Source organism: Actinocrinis puniceicyclus, from assembly GCF_018283645.1.
Lineage (GTDB): Bacteria > Actinomycetota > Actinomycetes > Streptomycetales > Catenulisporaceae > Actinocrinis > Actinocrinis puniceicyclus.
Genome location: NZ_JAGSXH010000025.1, coordinates 1 through 14,087, shown reverse-complemented (window position 1 = coordinate 14,087; position 14,087 = coordinate 1). Strand labels below are relative to the sequence as shown.

The following is a 14,087-nucleotide window of genomic DNA, read 5'->3' as shown; positions in this document are numbered from 1 at the left end:
CGCGTGGCTGCTGCCGAACGACGGCACCCGCTTCGACAAGGCGCTGATCGAGAACATGCGGCGGCATCGGGACGCCGACGAGGTGGACCTGGTGATCGTCGGGTGCGGCGCGGGCGGCTCCACGCTCGCGCAGCGGATGGCGCGGGCCGGCTGGTCGGTGGTGGTTCTGGAGGCCGGTCCGTTCTGGGATCCGGACGCGCACTGGGTCAGCGACGAGGCCGGTTCGCACCACCTGTACTGGACCGAGCCGCGGGTGATCTCCGGTTCGGATCCGGTGCCGCTGGGTTCGAACAACTCCGGGCGCGGCGTCGGCGGCTCGATGGTGCACTTCGCCGGGTACGCGCCGCGGCTGCATCCCTCCGACTTCCACACGCGCACGGTGGACGGCGTCGGCCAGGACTGGCCGATCGAGTACGCGGACCTGCGGCCCTACTACGAGCGGATCGAGCGGGAACTGCCGGTGGCCGGGCAGCACTGGCCCTGGGGCGACCCGCACGGTTATCCGCACGCGCCGCACCCGGTCGGCGGCAACGGCGAGGTCTTCCTGCGCGGCGCCGCCGCCCTGGGCATCGAGGCGCGGGTCGGTCCCGTGGCGATCACCAACGGCCGCTTCGGCAACCGGCCGCACTGCATCTACCGCGGCTTCTGCCTGCAGGGCTGCAAGGTCAACGCCAAGGCTTCGCCGCTGATCACGCACGTGCCGGACGCGTTGGCGCACGGCGCGGAAATCCGCTCGGACGCGATGGTCAGCGCGATAGAGACCGATCGTGAGGGCCGGTACGTCACCGGGGTGCGCTACTTCCTGCGCGGGCGCGAGCACTTCCAGGCCGCGCGGATGGTCGCGGTGGCCGGGTACTCGCTGGAAACGCCGCGGCTGTTGCTGAACTCCGCGAACAAGCACCACCCGGACGGCCTGTGCAACGAGCACGATCTGGTCGGCCGCTACCTGATGGTGCAGGGCGCGCCGCAGACCGCGGGACGGTTCGCCGAGGAGGTGCGCATGTACAAGGCGCCGCCTCCGGAGGTCAGCTGCGAGGAGTTCTACGAGACGGATCCGGCCAAACCGTACCGGCGCGGGTTCTCCGTTCAGAACGTCTCGCCGCTGCCGATCACCTGGGCCGAGCACGTCTCGGCGCAGGGGCACTGGGGCGAGAATCTGCGCACGTACATGAGCGACTACGTGCACTGGTCCACTCTCGGCGCGCTGTGCGAGTTCCTGCCGCTGCCGCAGAACCGGGTGACCCTGGCCGACCAGCGGGACCGGTACGGGCTGCCGGTGGTCGACATGTCGTACAGCATGTGCGACAACGATCGAGCGCTGATGAAGGCGGCTCAGGCCAGGATGGAGGAGATCCTGCACGCGGCCGGGGCCGCCGAGGTGATGACCATCCAGCGCTTCGCGCACCTGGTCGGCGGCGCGCGGATGGGCCGCACCGCGCAGGAGGGTGTGGTGGATGCCAGCCTGCGCACCTTCTCGATCCCGAACCTGCTGATCACCGACGGCAGTGTGTTCCCGACTCAGGGTTCGGTGAATCCGGCCCTGACCATCATGGCGCTTGTCGACCGCGCGGCCCGGCTGCTGGCCGACGGGGCCCGCGCGGGCATGCGCTCCCCCGATCCGACGCAACACGAGGAGTATTCAACGTGAGCCAGACCATTGTCATCACCGGGGCCAGCGGCGGTATCGGGAGGGCGAGCGCGCGCGAGTTCGCCCGGCGTGGCGCCCGGATCGGGCTGATCGCGCGCGGCGAGACCGGTCTCGAAGCCGCGGCCAAGGAGGTCGAGCAGCTGGGCGGCACCGCGCTGGTGCTTCCGGTCGACGTGGCCGACCCCGAGCAGCTGGAGGCCGCGGCCGCCCGGGTGGAGCAGGAGTTCGGCCCGATCGACGTGTGGGTGAACGTCGCCTTCACCTCCGTGTTCGCGCCGTTCACCGAGATCGAGCCGCAGGAGTTCCGCCGGGTGACCGAGGTGACGTACCTCGGGTCGGTCAACGGGCTGCGCACGGCGCTGCGCCGGATGCAGCCGCGCGACCACGGCGTGATCGTCCAGGTCGGCTCGGCGCTCGGGTTCCGCTCGATCCCGCTTCAGTCGGCCTACTGCGGGGCGAAACACGCGGTCAACGGCGTGGTCTCGTCGATCCGCACGGAGCTGATGCACCAGGGCAGCAAGGTGGGGTTGACGATAGTGCAGATGCCCGCGGTCAACACCCCGCAGTTCTCCTGGGTGCTCTCGCGGATGCCGAACCATCCGCAGCCGGTTCCGCCGATCTACCAGCCGGAGGTGGCGGCGCGCGCGGTGGTGTTCGCGGCGGACCATCCGCGACGCAAGCAGTACTACGTCGGGCTGTCCACGGCGTTGACGATCACCGCGGAGAAGTTCTTCTCGCCGGTACTGGACCGGTACCTGGCGAAGACCGGGTTCGATTCCCAGCAGACGGACCAGAAGGCCGCCGCGGACCGGCCGCAGAACCTGTGGGAGGCGGCCGACGGCGATGACGGCCACGACTTCGGCGCGCACGGGGTGTTCGACGACCGCTCGCACACCCGGGATCCGCAGGTGTGGGTGTCCCGGCACGCGCGGCTCGCCGGGGCCGGCGCGGCCGCGGGCGGCGTGGCCGCCGGCCTGGGCGTGCTCAGCGCGCGAGTCCTCGGCGCGCGGCGCAGGTGAACGCGCCGATGAAGCTCACCGATGTGCGTGCTCTCGTACACGCGCCCGTGGGTCCTGCCGAAGCGCAGGTGCCGTTGGGCGCCGTACGGGGGCTCGCGCTCACGCGACTGGTCTACGGTGTGGCGCTGCTGGCCCGCCCGGACGCCTTGATCCGGTTCTCGTCGGCGCATCCGGCCGACCCGCAGGCCAGGCGGGTGGCGCGGATCCTCGGCGCGCGTCACTGCGCGCAGGCCGCACTGGTCGGCAGCACGCGCGCACCGCTCGCGCACCGGCTCGCGACGGCGGTGGATGTGCTGCACGCACTGTCGATGGCGGGCTTGGCCGTGGCCGACCGCAAGTACCGGCGCGCGGCGATCATCGACGGCTGCATCGCGGCGGCGTTCGCCGGCGCGCAGCAGGCAGCGTTGCGGCGCGTTTCCGGTGCCGCGGCTGCACCGGCACCGGCCCGCTGAGGTGATCTCAGCCGGCCCGGCCGGTCCCGGACCGTCCAAGCCGAGGGCTTGATGAACCGGTTGCGTCTGACCGGGGGCAGGCAGGTCTGAGCCGGTTGCGGCCGACCGTTCCGCAGCGCCCGCGGTCGCCGGCCGCGCCGCTCACGGCGCTTCCATCAGGTGCTTGACCATCTGGCGGATCGTCAGCCGGTCGCCGAATGCGTGCAGGTTCGCGGTGCGCGAGTAGCCGGTGAACGTGTGCACGGGCTTGCGGCCGGGGCGGAAGACCAGCGACTCGTTCGCGTTGTCACGGCCGAAGCGCAGGAAGAAGTTGCGCCCCGGAAGCGTCTCGGTCAGCGGTTCCAGGGTGGCCAGGACGCGGCCGAGGCTCGTGCGGCCTGGTCCGTCGTCGCCGCGATCCAGGCCGAGCAGGCGGCGGATCGTGTCGACCTCGGTGATCGCCGTGTGTACGTCGCGAAGCCACCCGTGGACCTCGTCAAGGTCGGCGAAGCGGTAGCAGTCGTGCGGCACCAGGTCGAACACCACGTGTACGCCGCCGCATGCCGCCGCGCTCAGCGCGCCGAGCACCGCGCTGCGGCGCGGTTCCCCGAGCATCGAGTAGCCGTCGGCGACGAGGAAGTCGGTGTCGGTCAGGCACGGTGCGTTCGCAGCGAGGTGCGCGCGGTCAAGGGCGCAGTTCGCGCTCGCTGGGCGGACCATCAGCAGCCTGGTCCCGCCGCCCGGGCGCGCGTCGCGGATTCCCACGGCCAGGCCGGTCGGCAGGTCCGGCGCCCGCTGCAGACGGGCGTCCACGCCTGCCTCGCGCAGTTCCCGCTCGACCAGTTCGCCGAGGCGGTCCTCGCCGATCGCCCCGAGCAGCCGCACCTTGGTGAAGGCGCCGCCGGCCGCGAGCGCGAAGTTGGCAGCCGTGCCCCCGATGGCGAGCCCGAGCGGCGCGTACACGAGCCGGTTGCGGTGGATGTCAGCGAACCGCTCGCCGATACGCCCGGTGATCTCGACATTGACGTCGCCGAGGACCGTCACCGCCGCCACTCAGCGATCCGTGCACTGACACTGCCGGTACAGCGCGAAGCACTCGCGCACGATCTCCTCCTCCGCCGAGACGGCGAGGCGCTCGTATTCGAACTCTTCCATGGTGACCCAGCGGTACTCGGTGTGCTCCTCAGACAGCCGCACGTCGTCCGGGGCCACGACGTGCGCGACGTAGAACGCCACCAGGATCGGCGCGCCGCTGCGATGCCGGTCCCACTTGAGCCAGCACAGCGGCGAGAGCAGGCGCAGCCGCAGCCCGGTCTCCTCGAACACCTCGCGGTGCAGCGCCTCCACCGGCGGCTCCTCGTCGGTGAGGGTGCCGCCGGGCAGGTCCCACATGTACTTGCGGGTGTCCGGGCGCTCGCCGAGCAGCAGGAACCTGCCCTTGTCATCGAATAGGAACGCGAACGCGCCGCCCAGGTACCGGCTGGACGGGTTGTGGTTCGCCTCGGTCTGCTGCATGTCTCCGCTCCGCGTGGAAGTGGGCCGCCGGTGTCCCGTCACGCCAACGGGGTCCAGACGGCGGTGCGTGCCTCGATCCGGGACCAAGTCTGCTCGTCGCGTTGCCAGGATGGATCATCGAGGTGGCGCCGAGGGGCATCAGCGTACCGGCCTCGTCGCCGAAGACCGCGCGGCGCTGCGCGTCGAGTTGCGCGACGGTGTCGAGGATCCGGCGCACTCCGTGGCGCGCCGGCGAGGTACCGTGCAGGGCGGCCCGGGTGGCGTCGGTGGCGGCGTTCAGGCTGATCCGCATGTAGGTGCGGGCACGAATGAACGCGGCGAACTGGCGCGGCGCGAGCAGGTCGCCCGCGGTGAGCACTGCCGTGCGCAGGCCCAGCGCGTCGCAGTGTTCGATGAGCGCCGGCAGGTCCGGGTGGGAGAGGGGATCTCCGCCTCCGTCGAACCTGATGAGCCGGACTCCTGCCGCGGCCCAGGCCTGCAGCAGGCTCTTGATCAGGTCCGTCGCCATGAGCCGCCCGCTCGTACGCGCCGCACGGTAGCCGGCGGAGAAGCAGAATCCGCACGAGGACGGGCAGGCCATGCTGACATCAAGGTCCACCTGCACCGGGGGCTGCTCGCCGTATCGCACCCCTCGCCGGATGCGGGCCACGTGGTCGGCGAGGGCGCCGGGGATGATCTCGCCGCCGTGCGCGGGGAACTGACGGCAGTGCGGAACGCGGCACGCGGCGACGAGGCGATTCCACTGCCCGAAGACCGCGTTGTCCGGACCGAATAGAAGGTCAGGCGCTCGAATCGGTCGCGACGCAGAGTGCCGACGTCGCCGAGTTCGATCCTTGAATTGGGCAGCCACGCGGCGAGGTAGCCGAACTCACGATGGAGTTCTTCGGTGTACCGCTCGTAGACCCTCGGCATACCGTGATGGTTTCACAGTCGCGGACATTCCGGGAGGTTTCCGGCGATGACCGATGGTGCACGTCAGACCCGTCGCGAACGCGTCGTAGGCGGATAATCGCCGACGCTGTCGGGCGGGGGTCAGTTCGCTGCCGGGGCCACGGACTTTCTTCCTGCGGCGGCTGACCCTGCTGCCCATATGTGCTGGGTTGCTGCCCGTAACGCGGGGTCGGCTCTGGCTTCGATCGGTGGATTGCGCACCGAGCAGGGTTACGTGATCAGAGAGGGTATATCGCTGAGACCATACGGCAGCGCAGGCTCACCACGCCGCAGGGCTCGTGCTTTCTGCTCGATCGAGACCGAGGAGAAAACACGAGCCCTGACAGGCGACGTCTTCGAGGCGGATCGTCCGGACATCGCGCAGCGTGGCCGACGGCGCCCGTATCCGTGAAGCGACTACCCGACCGCCGGGTTACGCGCCGTACGCGTCATCCGGTTCACCGCAGGGTCAGCCGGATGACGGCGCAGCCTTTCGCCCAGGCCTGATGCAGGTCGGCGAGGCTCGGCGAGCCGTCCGGCTCGAAGCCGATGCCGTTGAACTTGGCGTTGGTGTGGTTGTCCCGCGCGATGACGCCGAAGAGTTCGACGACGCCCTGCTCGTCGGTGAACAGTTCCCAGTCGGCCAGCCTTTGGCGACCCTTCACGCGCACCGTCGCCGGTTCGCCGGGGCGAAGGTTCTTGGTCCACGGCCAAAGGCGCGTGCCGACCAGCAGCTTGCCTTCGTGCCGCGTGTAGGCGACCGGGATGACGTACGTCTTGCCGGACTTGCGGCCCACCACGGTGAACGTCAACAGCCTGCTGCCGATCCCGCGCGAGATCACCGGCACGCGCAGCAGAACCTTCATGACGCCGTTGAGCGCGCCCTGGTACGACGCGAGCGGCTGCGGCCCCGTTGTGGTCGGCCTGCCGTACGCGGTGGCCGGCGTTGATTCGGATGACATGGCCCCTGCTCCTTGCCGCCGATCGATGATTTACTGAGTGTTACATCAGTAATGGCTACGCTAGACCCGGTCGGCGGGGCGTGCAACGCTTCGGTGCCGATCCACAGGCAATTACCAGCCGAACGGCGGCCGACCGAGCCGCGCGCAGGAGGTTCGATGCCCGAGCGCAGCACCGGCAGGGCCGGGCGCCCCTCGACGGGAGTGCGCGAGGCGCTGCTCGAAGCGGCGCAGGCGGTACTCAGCGAGTCCGGAGCCGCCCGGCTCACCACGCGGGCGGTGGCGCAGCGCGCCGGGGTAGCCGAGGCGAGCGTCTTCTACCACTTCGGCGACCGGCCGGGGCTGCTGCTGGCCGTGGTGGGCGAGTACCTTCCGCAGGTGGTCGAGCTCTTCTTCGGCGAGCGACTGCGGCACGGCACGCTGCGCGCGGACCTGCTTGCGCTGTTCGAGGGCCTGGAGTCCTTCTTCCTGCGCACCGCGCCCGTCGTCGCCGCCGTGCAGGCCGACAGCGAGGTGCGCGAGGCGTTCCGGGAACGCAGCCGCCGGCACGACATAGGGCCGCACCGCGCGATCGAAGGCACCGCGGCGTTCCTGGCGGCGCGACAGGCTGCCGGCGAGTTGCCCCCGGATGCCGACCTACGCGCGGCCGCGATGCTACTGGTCGGCGCCGCGTATCAGCGCGCGTATCACCGGCTGCTCGGTGCGGCGGGGGCGCAGCGGTGGCTCGCCGAACCCGCCGAGACCGTCGACCTGCTGCTGCGCGGGCTTCGCGCCAAGCAGACCGACCGGCCGTAGGACCCGGTGGGACGCGGCCGGGGGTGGGACGCGGCCGGGTGATCGCGCCGCTTTCGGCGTCGACCGGATCACCCCGCAGGAGGCCGCGCGCTCCCGCGACGGCTACCGCGCGGGTTTGATCGCGACGGCGGCGTATCCCCAGTTCTGCTCCGGGTCCGCGGTCACCTCGTGGTCCGGCTGCCACCACGGAAGGGCGACCAGCCCGGGCTCGACCAGTTCCAGTCCGGCGAAGAAGGGGGTGATCTGGGCCTTGCTGCGCAGGATCAGGCGCGCGGTGGCCCGGTCGTATGTCTGCGCCGCTTCCCGCGCGGTCTCGCTCTGCCCGTCGGCGGTGGCATGGGAAAAGGCCAGGTAGCTTCCGGGCACCACGGCGTCCATCAACTCGCGGACGATCTCGGCGGGACGCTCGGTGTCCTGGATGAAGTGCAGGACCGCGACCAGCAGCACCGCTATCGGCTGGTCGAAGTCGAGCACGGCGCGCACGCGCGGATCCTCCAGGATCGAGCGCGGGTCGCGCAGGTCGCCGTAGACGACGCTGGTGTGCGCGGGGTCGTGTTCCGCCAGCAGCGCGCTGGCGTGGGCCATCACGATCGGGTCGTTGTCGACGTAGACGACCCGCGCGTCGGGGGCGACCTCGCGGGCGGACTCGGTGGTGTTGCCCGGCGAGGGGATTCCGGTGCCGATGTCGAGGAATTGCCGTATCCCCTGGGCGGCGAGGAACCGGACGGCGCGGCCGAGGTAGGCCCGGTTCTCCCGGGCCAGCGCGCGTATGTGCGGGTAGATGGCCAGCGCCTGTTCGGCGGCGTCACGATCTACCTCGTAGTTGTCCCTGCCGCCGAGGTAGTAGTCGTACATGCGGGCGGTGTGCGCGACGCTGGTATCTATCTCGGCGACCTGCCAGCCGCCGGTGAGCAGTTCCGTGGCGTGCCACGGGGTGGACTGCGAGTCGGTCATAGCTGCCTCCACGCTGCTGCCGCACGAGTGTTCCTGCGCCGATAGTAGCCGACTACGCTCGTGTACTGACATCGTGGAGCGGGCCGGGAGGTGAGACGGTCCACGGCCCCGGCGCCGACGCCGTGGCCGGGTGATCCGGAGGTGCGCCGCGTCCGCTCTTACCGCGGATGTCAGCGCAGCCTGGCAATGTTGGAGCATGACTCGATTCGTCATCGATGCGCCGGTGGCCATCCGGATCGCCACCGACCGGGCGGTGATCCCGGTCGGCCATGCGCTGGTCGCCCCGACCCTGCTGCGTTCCCAGGTGCTGGCGCTCATGTACGCGGCAGTGCGCGAGGGCCGGATCGAGGAGTGGTCCGCCCGCAGGGTGCTCGACGGTATCCGCGCGCTGCGGATCCGGCTGCTCGGCGACCGTGTCCTGCAGGCCGGCGCGTGGGAAGTGGCGCGCCGGTTGGACTGGCCGGATACGTACGCGGCCGAATACATCGCGCTGACGCGCCTTCAGGCGGACGCGCTGGTCACCCTCGACGACGAGGTCGCCGACGCGGCGCGGGCGTTCGTCAGGGTCGCGCCGCTGCACGAACTGCTCGAACCGCCGTGACGTGACGGGCCGGTCAGCCCCGACGCGCGTCGGGGCTGACCGGCCCGGGCACCGGATCAGAACGCTGTCAGACCAGGTCGAAGCGGTCCAGGTTCATCACCTTGACCCAGGCCCGCACGAAGTCGTGCACGAACTGCTCCTTGGCGTCGTCGCTCGCGTACACCTCGGCGAGCGCGCGCAGCTCCGAGTTCGAGCCGAAGACCAGGTCGACCCGGCTGCCGGTCCACTTGAGCTCTCCGGTCACCGCGTCGCGGCCCTCGAAGGTGTTCGCGTCGCCGGAGACCGCCGACCACGTCGTGCCCAGGTCGAGCAGGTTCACGAAGAAGTCGTTGGTCAGCGCGCCCGGGTTCGCGGTGAGCACACCGAGCTGCGAGCGGCCGTGGTTCGCGCCGAGCGCCCGAAGGCCGCCGACGAGGACCGTCATCTCCGGGGCGCTGAGGGTCAGCAGGTTCGCCCGGTCGAGCAGCAGGTACTCGGCCGCCAGCCGGTTCTCCTTGCCGAGGTAGTTGCGGAACCCGTCCGCCGTCGGCTCAAGCGCGGCGAACGACTCCACGTCCGTCTGCTCCTGCGACGCGTCCACGCGACCCGGCGTGAACGGGACCTCGACCTCGACGCCCGCGTTCTTCGCGGCCTGCTGCACGGCCGCGGTTCCGGCCAGCACGATCAGGTCCGCCAGCGAGATCTGCTTGCCCGTGCCGGCCTGCGCCGCGTTGAACTCCTGGGCGACGCCCTCCAGCGTGCGCAGCACCATCGCCAGCTGGTCCGGGTCGTTGGCCTCCCAGCCGCGCTGCGGCTCCAGGCGGATGCGCGCGCCGTTGGCCCCGCCGCGCTTGTCGCTGCCACGGAACGAGGACGCCGACGCCCACGCCGTGGACACCAGCTGCGAGACCGACAGGCCGGCGGCGAGGATCCGGGCCTTGAGCCCGGCCACGTCCTGCGCGTCTACGAGCTCGTATGTGCGCTGCGGCAGCGGGTCCTGCCAGAGCAGTTCCTCGCCGGGGACCTCCGGGCCGAGGTAGCGCGCCACCGGGCCCATGTCACGGTGCGTCAGCTTGAACCAGGCCCGCGCGAACGCGTCCGCGAACGCGTCCGGGTTCTCCAGGAACCGCCGCGAGATCGGCTCGTAGACCGGGTCCATGCGCAGCGAGAGGTCGGTCGTGAGCATCGTCGGGGCGTGCCGCTTCGAAGGGTCGTGCGCGTCGGGCACGCTGTGCGCCCCGGCGCCGTCCTTCGGGCGCCACTGCCACGCGCCCGCGGGGCTCTTGAACAGCTCCCACTCGTAGCCGAACAGGATCTCGAAGAAGCTGTTGTCCCAGGCCGTCGGGGTGCTGGTCCAGATGCCCTCAAGGCCGCTGGTGATCGCGTCGCCGCCCTTGCCGGTGCCGAAGCTGTTGCGCCAGCCCAGGCCCTGCTGCTCGATCGGGGCGGATTCGGGGTCCGGTCCGACGCTGTCCGCCGGGCCCGCGCCGTGGGTCTTGCCGAAGGTGTGGCCGCCGGCGATCAGCGCGACGGTCTCCTCGTCGTTCATCGCCATGCGGCGGAAGGTCTCGCGGATGTCGCGGGCCGCGGCCAGCGGGTCCGGGGTGCCGTTGGGCCCTTCCGGATTGACGTAGATCAGGCCCATCTGCACGGCCGCGAGCGGGTTCTCCAGATCCCGCTCGCCGGAGTAGCGCTCGTCGCCGAGCCAGGTGGACTCCGGGCCCCAGTACACGTCCTCGTCGGGCTCCCACACGTCCTCGCGGCCGCCGCCGAAGCCGAAGGTGTCGAACCCCATCGACTCCAGCGCCACGTTGCCGGCCAGGACCATCAGGTCGCCCCAGGACAGCGCGCGGCCGTATTTCTTCTTCACCGGCCACAGCAGGCGGCGCGCCTTGTCCAGGTTCCCGTTGTCCGGCCAGCTGTTGAGCGGGGCGAAACGCTGCTGGCCGGCGCCGGCGCCGCCGCGCCCGTCGCTGATCCGGTAGGTGCCGGCGGCGTGCCACGCCATGCGGATGACGAACGGTCCGTAGTTGCCGAAGTCGGCCGGCCACCAGTCCTGCGAGGTGGTCAGCACCTGCCCGATGTCCTGCTTGACCGCGGCCAGGTCCAGTGCGTTGAACGCCGCGGCGTAGTCGAAGCGCTCGCCGAGCGGGTTGGCCACCGCGGGGTTCTTGGCCAGAATCTTCAGGTTGAGCCGCTGCGGCCACCACTGACGGTTCCCGCCGCCCTGGGTCGGGTGCGGGGCGCGCTCGTGCGCCACCGGGCAGCCGCCCGCTTCCTGCGTCGCCCCCTGCGTCTTGGCGTCTGTGACGATCGCGTCATGGTTCTCGGTCATGCGATTCCCTCCGGCTCGGCCGATCGTGGTGCTCAGGAGCTGCGGGCGGTGGAACAGCCGGGGCACAGGCCCCGGTAGACGACCTCGGCCTCGTCTATCAGGAAGCCGCGGTCGTCGGACGCGGTAAGGCAGGGAGCCTGACCGACCGCGCAGTCCACGTCGGCGACGACACCGCACGACCGGCACACGACGTGGTGGTGGTTGTCCCCGACCCGGCCCTCGAATCGAGCGGGGCTGCCGGGGGGTTCGATGCGGCGGACCAGGCCCGCCGCGGTGAGCGCGTGTAAAGCCTCGTACACCGCCTGAAGCGAGACGTGGCCCACCCGTTCGCGCACCCCGGCGGCGATCGCCTCGACGCCGAGGTGGTCGCCGGCCCGCACGGTCTCCAGCAGCGCCACACGGGCGGCGGTCACGCGCAAGCCGGCGCCGCGCAGCTCCGCGGCGATGCTCGGGTTCCGGGACGCGGTCACGGGGCCAACCTACCGCCATAAACACGAACTGTTCAAGTTAACGAATATGCCGTGTTTCGGAAACCCGGGTCTCACGCAGGCGGCCGGCAGGCCGTATCGTGAGCGGTGTGTCCACCGGTTCCCAGAGCGCATCGGTTCTGCCAAGTTCACCGCTGCTGGAGCGGGTGCGCCGCGGCCTGATCGGCGACGACGAGGTGCTCGACGGACCGTATGGTCCGTGCCGCGTCGTGTACGCCGACTACACCGCGTCGGGCCGCGCGCTGGACTTCATCGAGGACTTCATCCGCGGCCAGGTGCTGCCCCGCTACGCCAACACGCACACGGAGAGCTCCAGTACCGGCCGCGCCACCAGCGGGCTGCGCGAGGACGCCCGCCGGATCATCCGCGACGCGGTCGGCGGGACCGCGGACGACCTGGTGATCTTCACCGGCTCCGGGGCGACCGGCGCGATCAACAAGCTCGTCGCCATCCTCGAGTTGCGCGGGCTCGCCGCGGCGCAGCGGGTCGAGTCGGAGCCCGGCGAACCACGGCCCGTGGTGTTCGTCGGACCGTTCGAGCATCACTCGAACGAGCTGCCCTGGCGCGAGTCGATCGCAGACGTGGTGACCGTGCCGGAGGACCGGGACGGGCACATCGACCAGGAGTACCTGGCCGAGCAGCTGCGCAAGCACGCCGACCGGCCGCTGCGCATCGGCAGCTTCTCGGCTGCCTCGAACGTGACCGGCCTGCTGTCCGACACCGACGCGATCGCCGCGCTGCTGCACGAGCACGGCGCGCTGTCGTTCTGGGACTTCGCCGCGGCGGGGCCGTACGTGCCGATCCGGATGCGGGAGAGCGCGCCGGGCCGCGGGGACCACAAGGACGCGGTGTTCCTCTCCCCGCACAAGTTCCCCGGTGGGCCGCAGACCCCCGGCGTGCTGGTGGTGCGGCGGGAACTGGTGCGCAACGCCGTGCCGACCGTCCCCGGCGGCGGCACCGTGCTGTTCGTGGACCCGCTCGGACACCGCTACCTCGACGACCCGGTCGCCCGGGAGGAGGGGGGCACCCCGGCGATCGTGGAGTCGATCCGCGCCGGGCTGGTGTTCGCGCTCAAGCAGGCGGTGGGCACGGAGCTGATCCAGGCGCGCGAGGAGCGGCTGTGGCGGCACGCCCTTGAGCGCTGGTCGGCGAACCCGGCGATCGACATCCTCGGCAACCGCGACGCACGGCGCCTGTCAATCGTCTCCTTCCAGCTGCGCGCGGCGCGGCCGGAGATGTTCCTGCACCACAACTTCGTGGTCGCGGTGCTCAGCGACCTGTTCGGGATCCAGGCCCGCGGCGGCTGTTCCTGCGCCGGCCCGTACGGGCACCGGCTGCTGTCGATCGACGCCGAGCGATCGCGGGCTTTCGAGCACGAGATCGGCCTGGGCTGCGAGGGCATAAAACCGGGCTGGGTCCGGGTGAACTTCAACTACTTCATCTCGGACACGGTCCGCGACTACCTGGTCGAGGCGGTCGATCTGCTGGCCCGGTACGGGCACCGGCTGTTGCCGCACTACTCCTTCAACAGCGCCACCGGGCTGTGGCGGCACCGCGGCGAGATCACCGAGCCGCCGCTGCGGCTGGCCGACGTGCGGTTCACCGAGGACGGCCTGGACTACCCGCGCAACCGGACGACCGCCGGCGAGGAGGTGCTGCCCCAGCAGCTGGAGCGTGCGCGCCGGGTGTTCGAGGAGCTTCCCGACGCCGTCGACGAGGGACCGACCGGCCTTCCCGAGCACGTCGAGGCGTTGCGCTGGTTCCTGCTGCCGGCGCTGTGTGTGACGCCACAGCGGCCGGAGACGCCCGACGCGCAATCGTGAGCTGAGACGGCGGGCGTCGGGTCGAGCGCGAGTCGGCATCGTTCGGCGGGACGGTTCCACTCGGGCCACCGGTTCGCCGGGCCACCGGTTCGCCGGTTCGCCGGTTCGCCGGTTCGCCGGATGTGTTTCCCGGAAAGCAGACGACCGCGCCGCGGGCGCGGTCCCATCCTGGCGGGGGCCGTCGCGCGGCGCGAGGCCGGACGAGGCCGAACCGGTGCGGTGGGAACCCACCGCACCGGCCCGGTCGTCGGCGGCCGTCGTGTCAGTGTGCGATCACGGGCTCGTGCAGCTGACGCCGCTGGGGGCGAGTGACCCGTCACCGTTGGCGGTAAAACCGAACGACGTCGAGGCACCCGCACTGATCGTTCCGTTGTATGCGGCGTTCTTGACGCTTATCGATCCGCTGCTGCCGCTGTTCACCCCGCTCCACAGGCTACTGATGCTCTGTCCGCTCGCCAGGGTCATGTGCACGGTCCAGCCGTTCAGCGTCGACGAGCCGCTGTTGGCCACCACCACGTTGGCCTGGTAGCCGCCGGGCCAGCTGTTGACCAGCGAGTACGTGGCCTTACAGCCGCTGCCGGTGCCCGGGGTGCTCGGCGGCTACCAGGCC

14 protein-coding genes are annotated in these 14,087 nt (G+C 71.0%); 6 read left to right on the top strand and 8 right to left on the bottom strand.

Going from position 1 to position 14,087, the window contains the following annotated elements; translation table 11 throughout:
- Positions 1-7 precede the first annotated feature (7 nt).
- The 3 genes from KGA66_RS09825 to KGA66_RS09815 all read left to right on the top strand — a co-directional run bounded on the left by KGA66_RS09825 (position 8) and on the right by KGA66_RS09815 (position 3,119).
- Complete coding sequence (locus tag KGA66_RS09825) at positions 8-1,648, top strand: GMC family oxidoreductase (protein WP_369015843.1); 1,641 nt, start codon at positions 8-10, stop codon at positions 1,646-1,648.
- Positions 1,645-2,667 carry an SDR family oxidoreductase gene (locus tag KGA66_RS09820; protein ID WP_211466954.1) on the top strand — a complete coding sequence of 341 codons (1,023 nt, stop codon included), beginning with the start codon at positions 1,645-1,647 and terminating at the stop codon, positions 2,665-2,667. The genes KGA66_RS09825 and KGA66_RS09820 overlap by 4 nt, the downstream gene beginning before the upstream one ends.
- Positions 2,668-2,786: 119 nt before the next feature.
- Positions 2,787-3,119, top strand: coding sequence for a hypothetical protein (locus tag KGA66_RS09815; protein ID WP_211466952.1), 333 nt, complete (start codon positions 2,787-2,789; stop codon positions 3,117-3,119).
- Positions 3,120-3,260: 141 nt separating this feature from the next.
- Here KGA66_RS09815 and KGA66_RS09810 read toward each other — a convergent pair whose 3' ends face one another.
- The 4 genes from KGA66_RS09810 to KGA66_RS09795 all read right to left on the bottom strand — a co-directional run bounded on the left by KGA66_RS09810 (position 3,261) and on the right by KGA66_RS09795 (position 6,505).
- Entirely contained in the window at positions 3,261-4,151 is an 891-nt protein-coding gene (locus KGA66_RS09810) for a carbohydrate kinase family protein (RefSeq protein WP_211466950.1), read from the bottom strand.
- Positions 4,152-4,613: an NUDIX hydrolase gene (locus KGA66_RS09805; protein ID WP_211466947.1), complete on the bottom strand. Its 462-nt coding sequence runs from the start codon at positions 4,611-4,613 to the stop codon at positions 4,152-4,154.
- On the bottom strand, positions 4,540-5,193 hold the full coding sequence (locus tag KGA66_RS32040; RefSeq protein ID WP_369015842.1) for a radical SAM protein: 654 nt from the start codon (positions 5,191-5,193) through the stop codon (positions 4,540-4,542). The genes KGA66_RS09805 and KGA66_RS32040 overlap by 74 nt, the downstream gene beginning before the upstream one ends.
- Positions 5,194-6,001: 808 nt before the next feature.
- The gene (locus tag KGA66_RS09795; RefSeq protein ID WP_211466943.1) at positions 6,002-6,505 is read right to left on the bottom strand and encodes a PNPOx family protein; all 504 of its coding nucleotides are present in this window, start codon (positions 6,503-6,505) and stop codon (positions 6,002-6,004) included.
- A gap of 156 nt (positions 6,506-6,661) precedes the next feature.
- Between KGA66_RS09795 and KGA66_RS09790 the strand changes: the two genes are divergently transcribed.
- Positions 6,662-7,297, top strand: a complete 636-nt coding sequence (locus tag KGA66_RS09790; RefSeq protein WP_211466941.1) for a TetR/AcrR family transcriptional regulator — start codon at positions 6,662-6,664, stop codon at positions 7,295-7,297.
- Between the two features lie 102 nt (positions 7,298-7,399).
- Here the strand turns inward: KGA66_RS09790 and KGA66_RS09785 are convergent, their stop codons facing one another.
- On the bottom strand, positions 7,400-8,251 hold the full coding sequence (locus tag KGA66_RS09785; protein ID WP_211466939.1) for an SAM-dependent methyltransferase: 852 nt from the start codon (positions 8,249-8,251) through the stop codon (positions 7,400-7,402).
- 196 nt (positions 8,252-8,447) lie between these two features.
- Between KGA66_RS09785 and KGA66_RS09780 the strand changes: the two genes are divergently transcribed.
- Positions 8,448-8,852, top strand: a complete 405-nt coding sequence (locus KGA66_RS09780) for a type II toxin-antitoxin system VapC family toxin (protein ID WP_211466937.1) — start codon at positions 8,448-8,450, stop codon at positions 8,850-8,852.
- A 67-nt stretch (positions 8,853-8,919) separates the two neighbouring features.
- Here KGA66_RS09780 and katG read toward each other — a convergent pair whose 3' ends face one another.
- Positions 8,920-11,166, bottom strand: a complete 2,247-nt coding sequence (katG, locus tag KGA66_RS09775; RefSeq protein WP_211466935.1) for a catalase/peroxidase HPI — start codon at positions 11,164-11,166, stop codon at positions 8,920-8,922.
- 32 nt (positions 11,167-11,198) lie between these two features.
- Entirely contained in the window at positions 11,199-11,636 is a 438-nt protein-coding gene (locus tag KGA66_RS09770) for a Fur family transcriptional regulator (protein WP_211466932.1), read from the bottom strand.
- A gap of 107 nt (positions 11,637-11,743) precedes the next feature.
- On the opposite strand from KGA66_RS09770, the gene KGA66_RS09765 reads away from it, so the two are divergent.
- The gene (locus KGA66_RS09765) at positions 11,744-13,477 is read left to right on the top strand and encodes an aminotransferase class V-fold PLP-dependent enzyme (protein ID WP_211466930.1); all 1,734 of its coding nucleotides are present in this window, start codon (positions 11,744-11,746) and stop codon (positions 13,475-13,477) included.
- Between the two features lie 273 nt (positions 13,478-13,750).
- Here the strand turns inward: KGA66_RS09765 and KGA66_RS32035 are convergent, their stop codons facing one another.
- Positions 13,751-13,987: a cellulose binding domain-containing protein gene (locus KGA66_RS32035; protein WP_369015841.1), complete on the bottom strand. Its 237-nt coding sequence runs from the start codon at positions 13,985-13,987 to the stop codon at positions 13,751-13,753.
- Positions 13,988-14,087 lie beyond the last annotated feature (100 nt).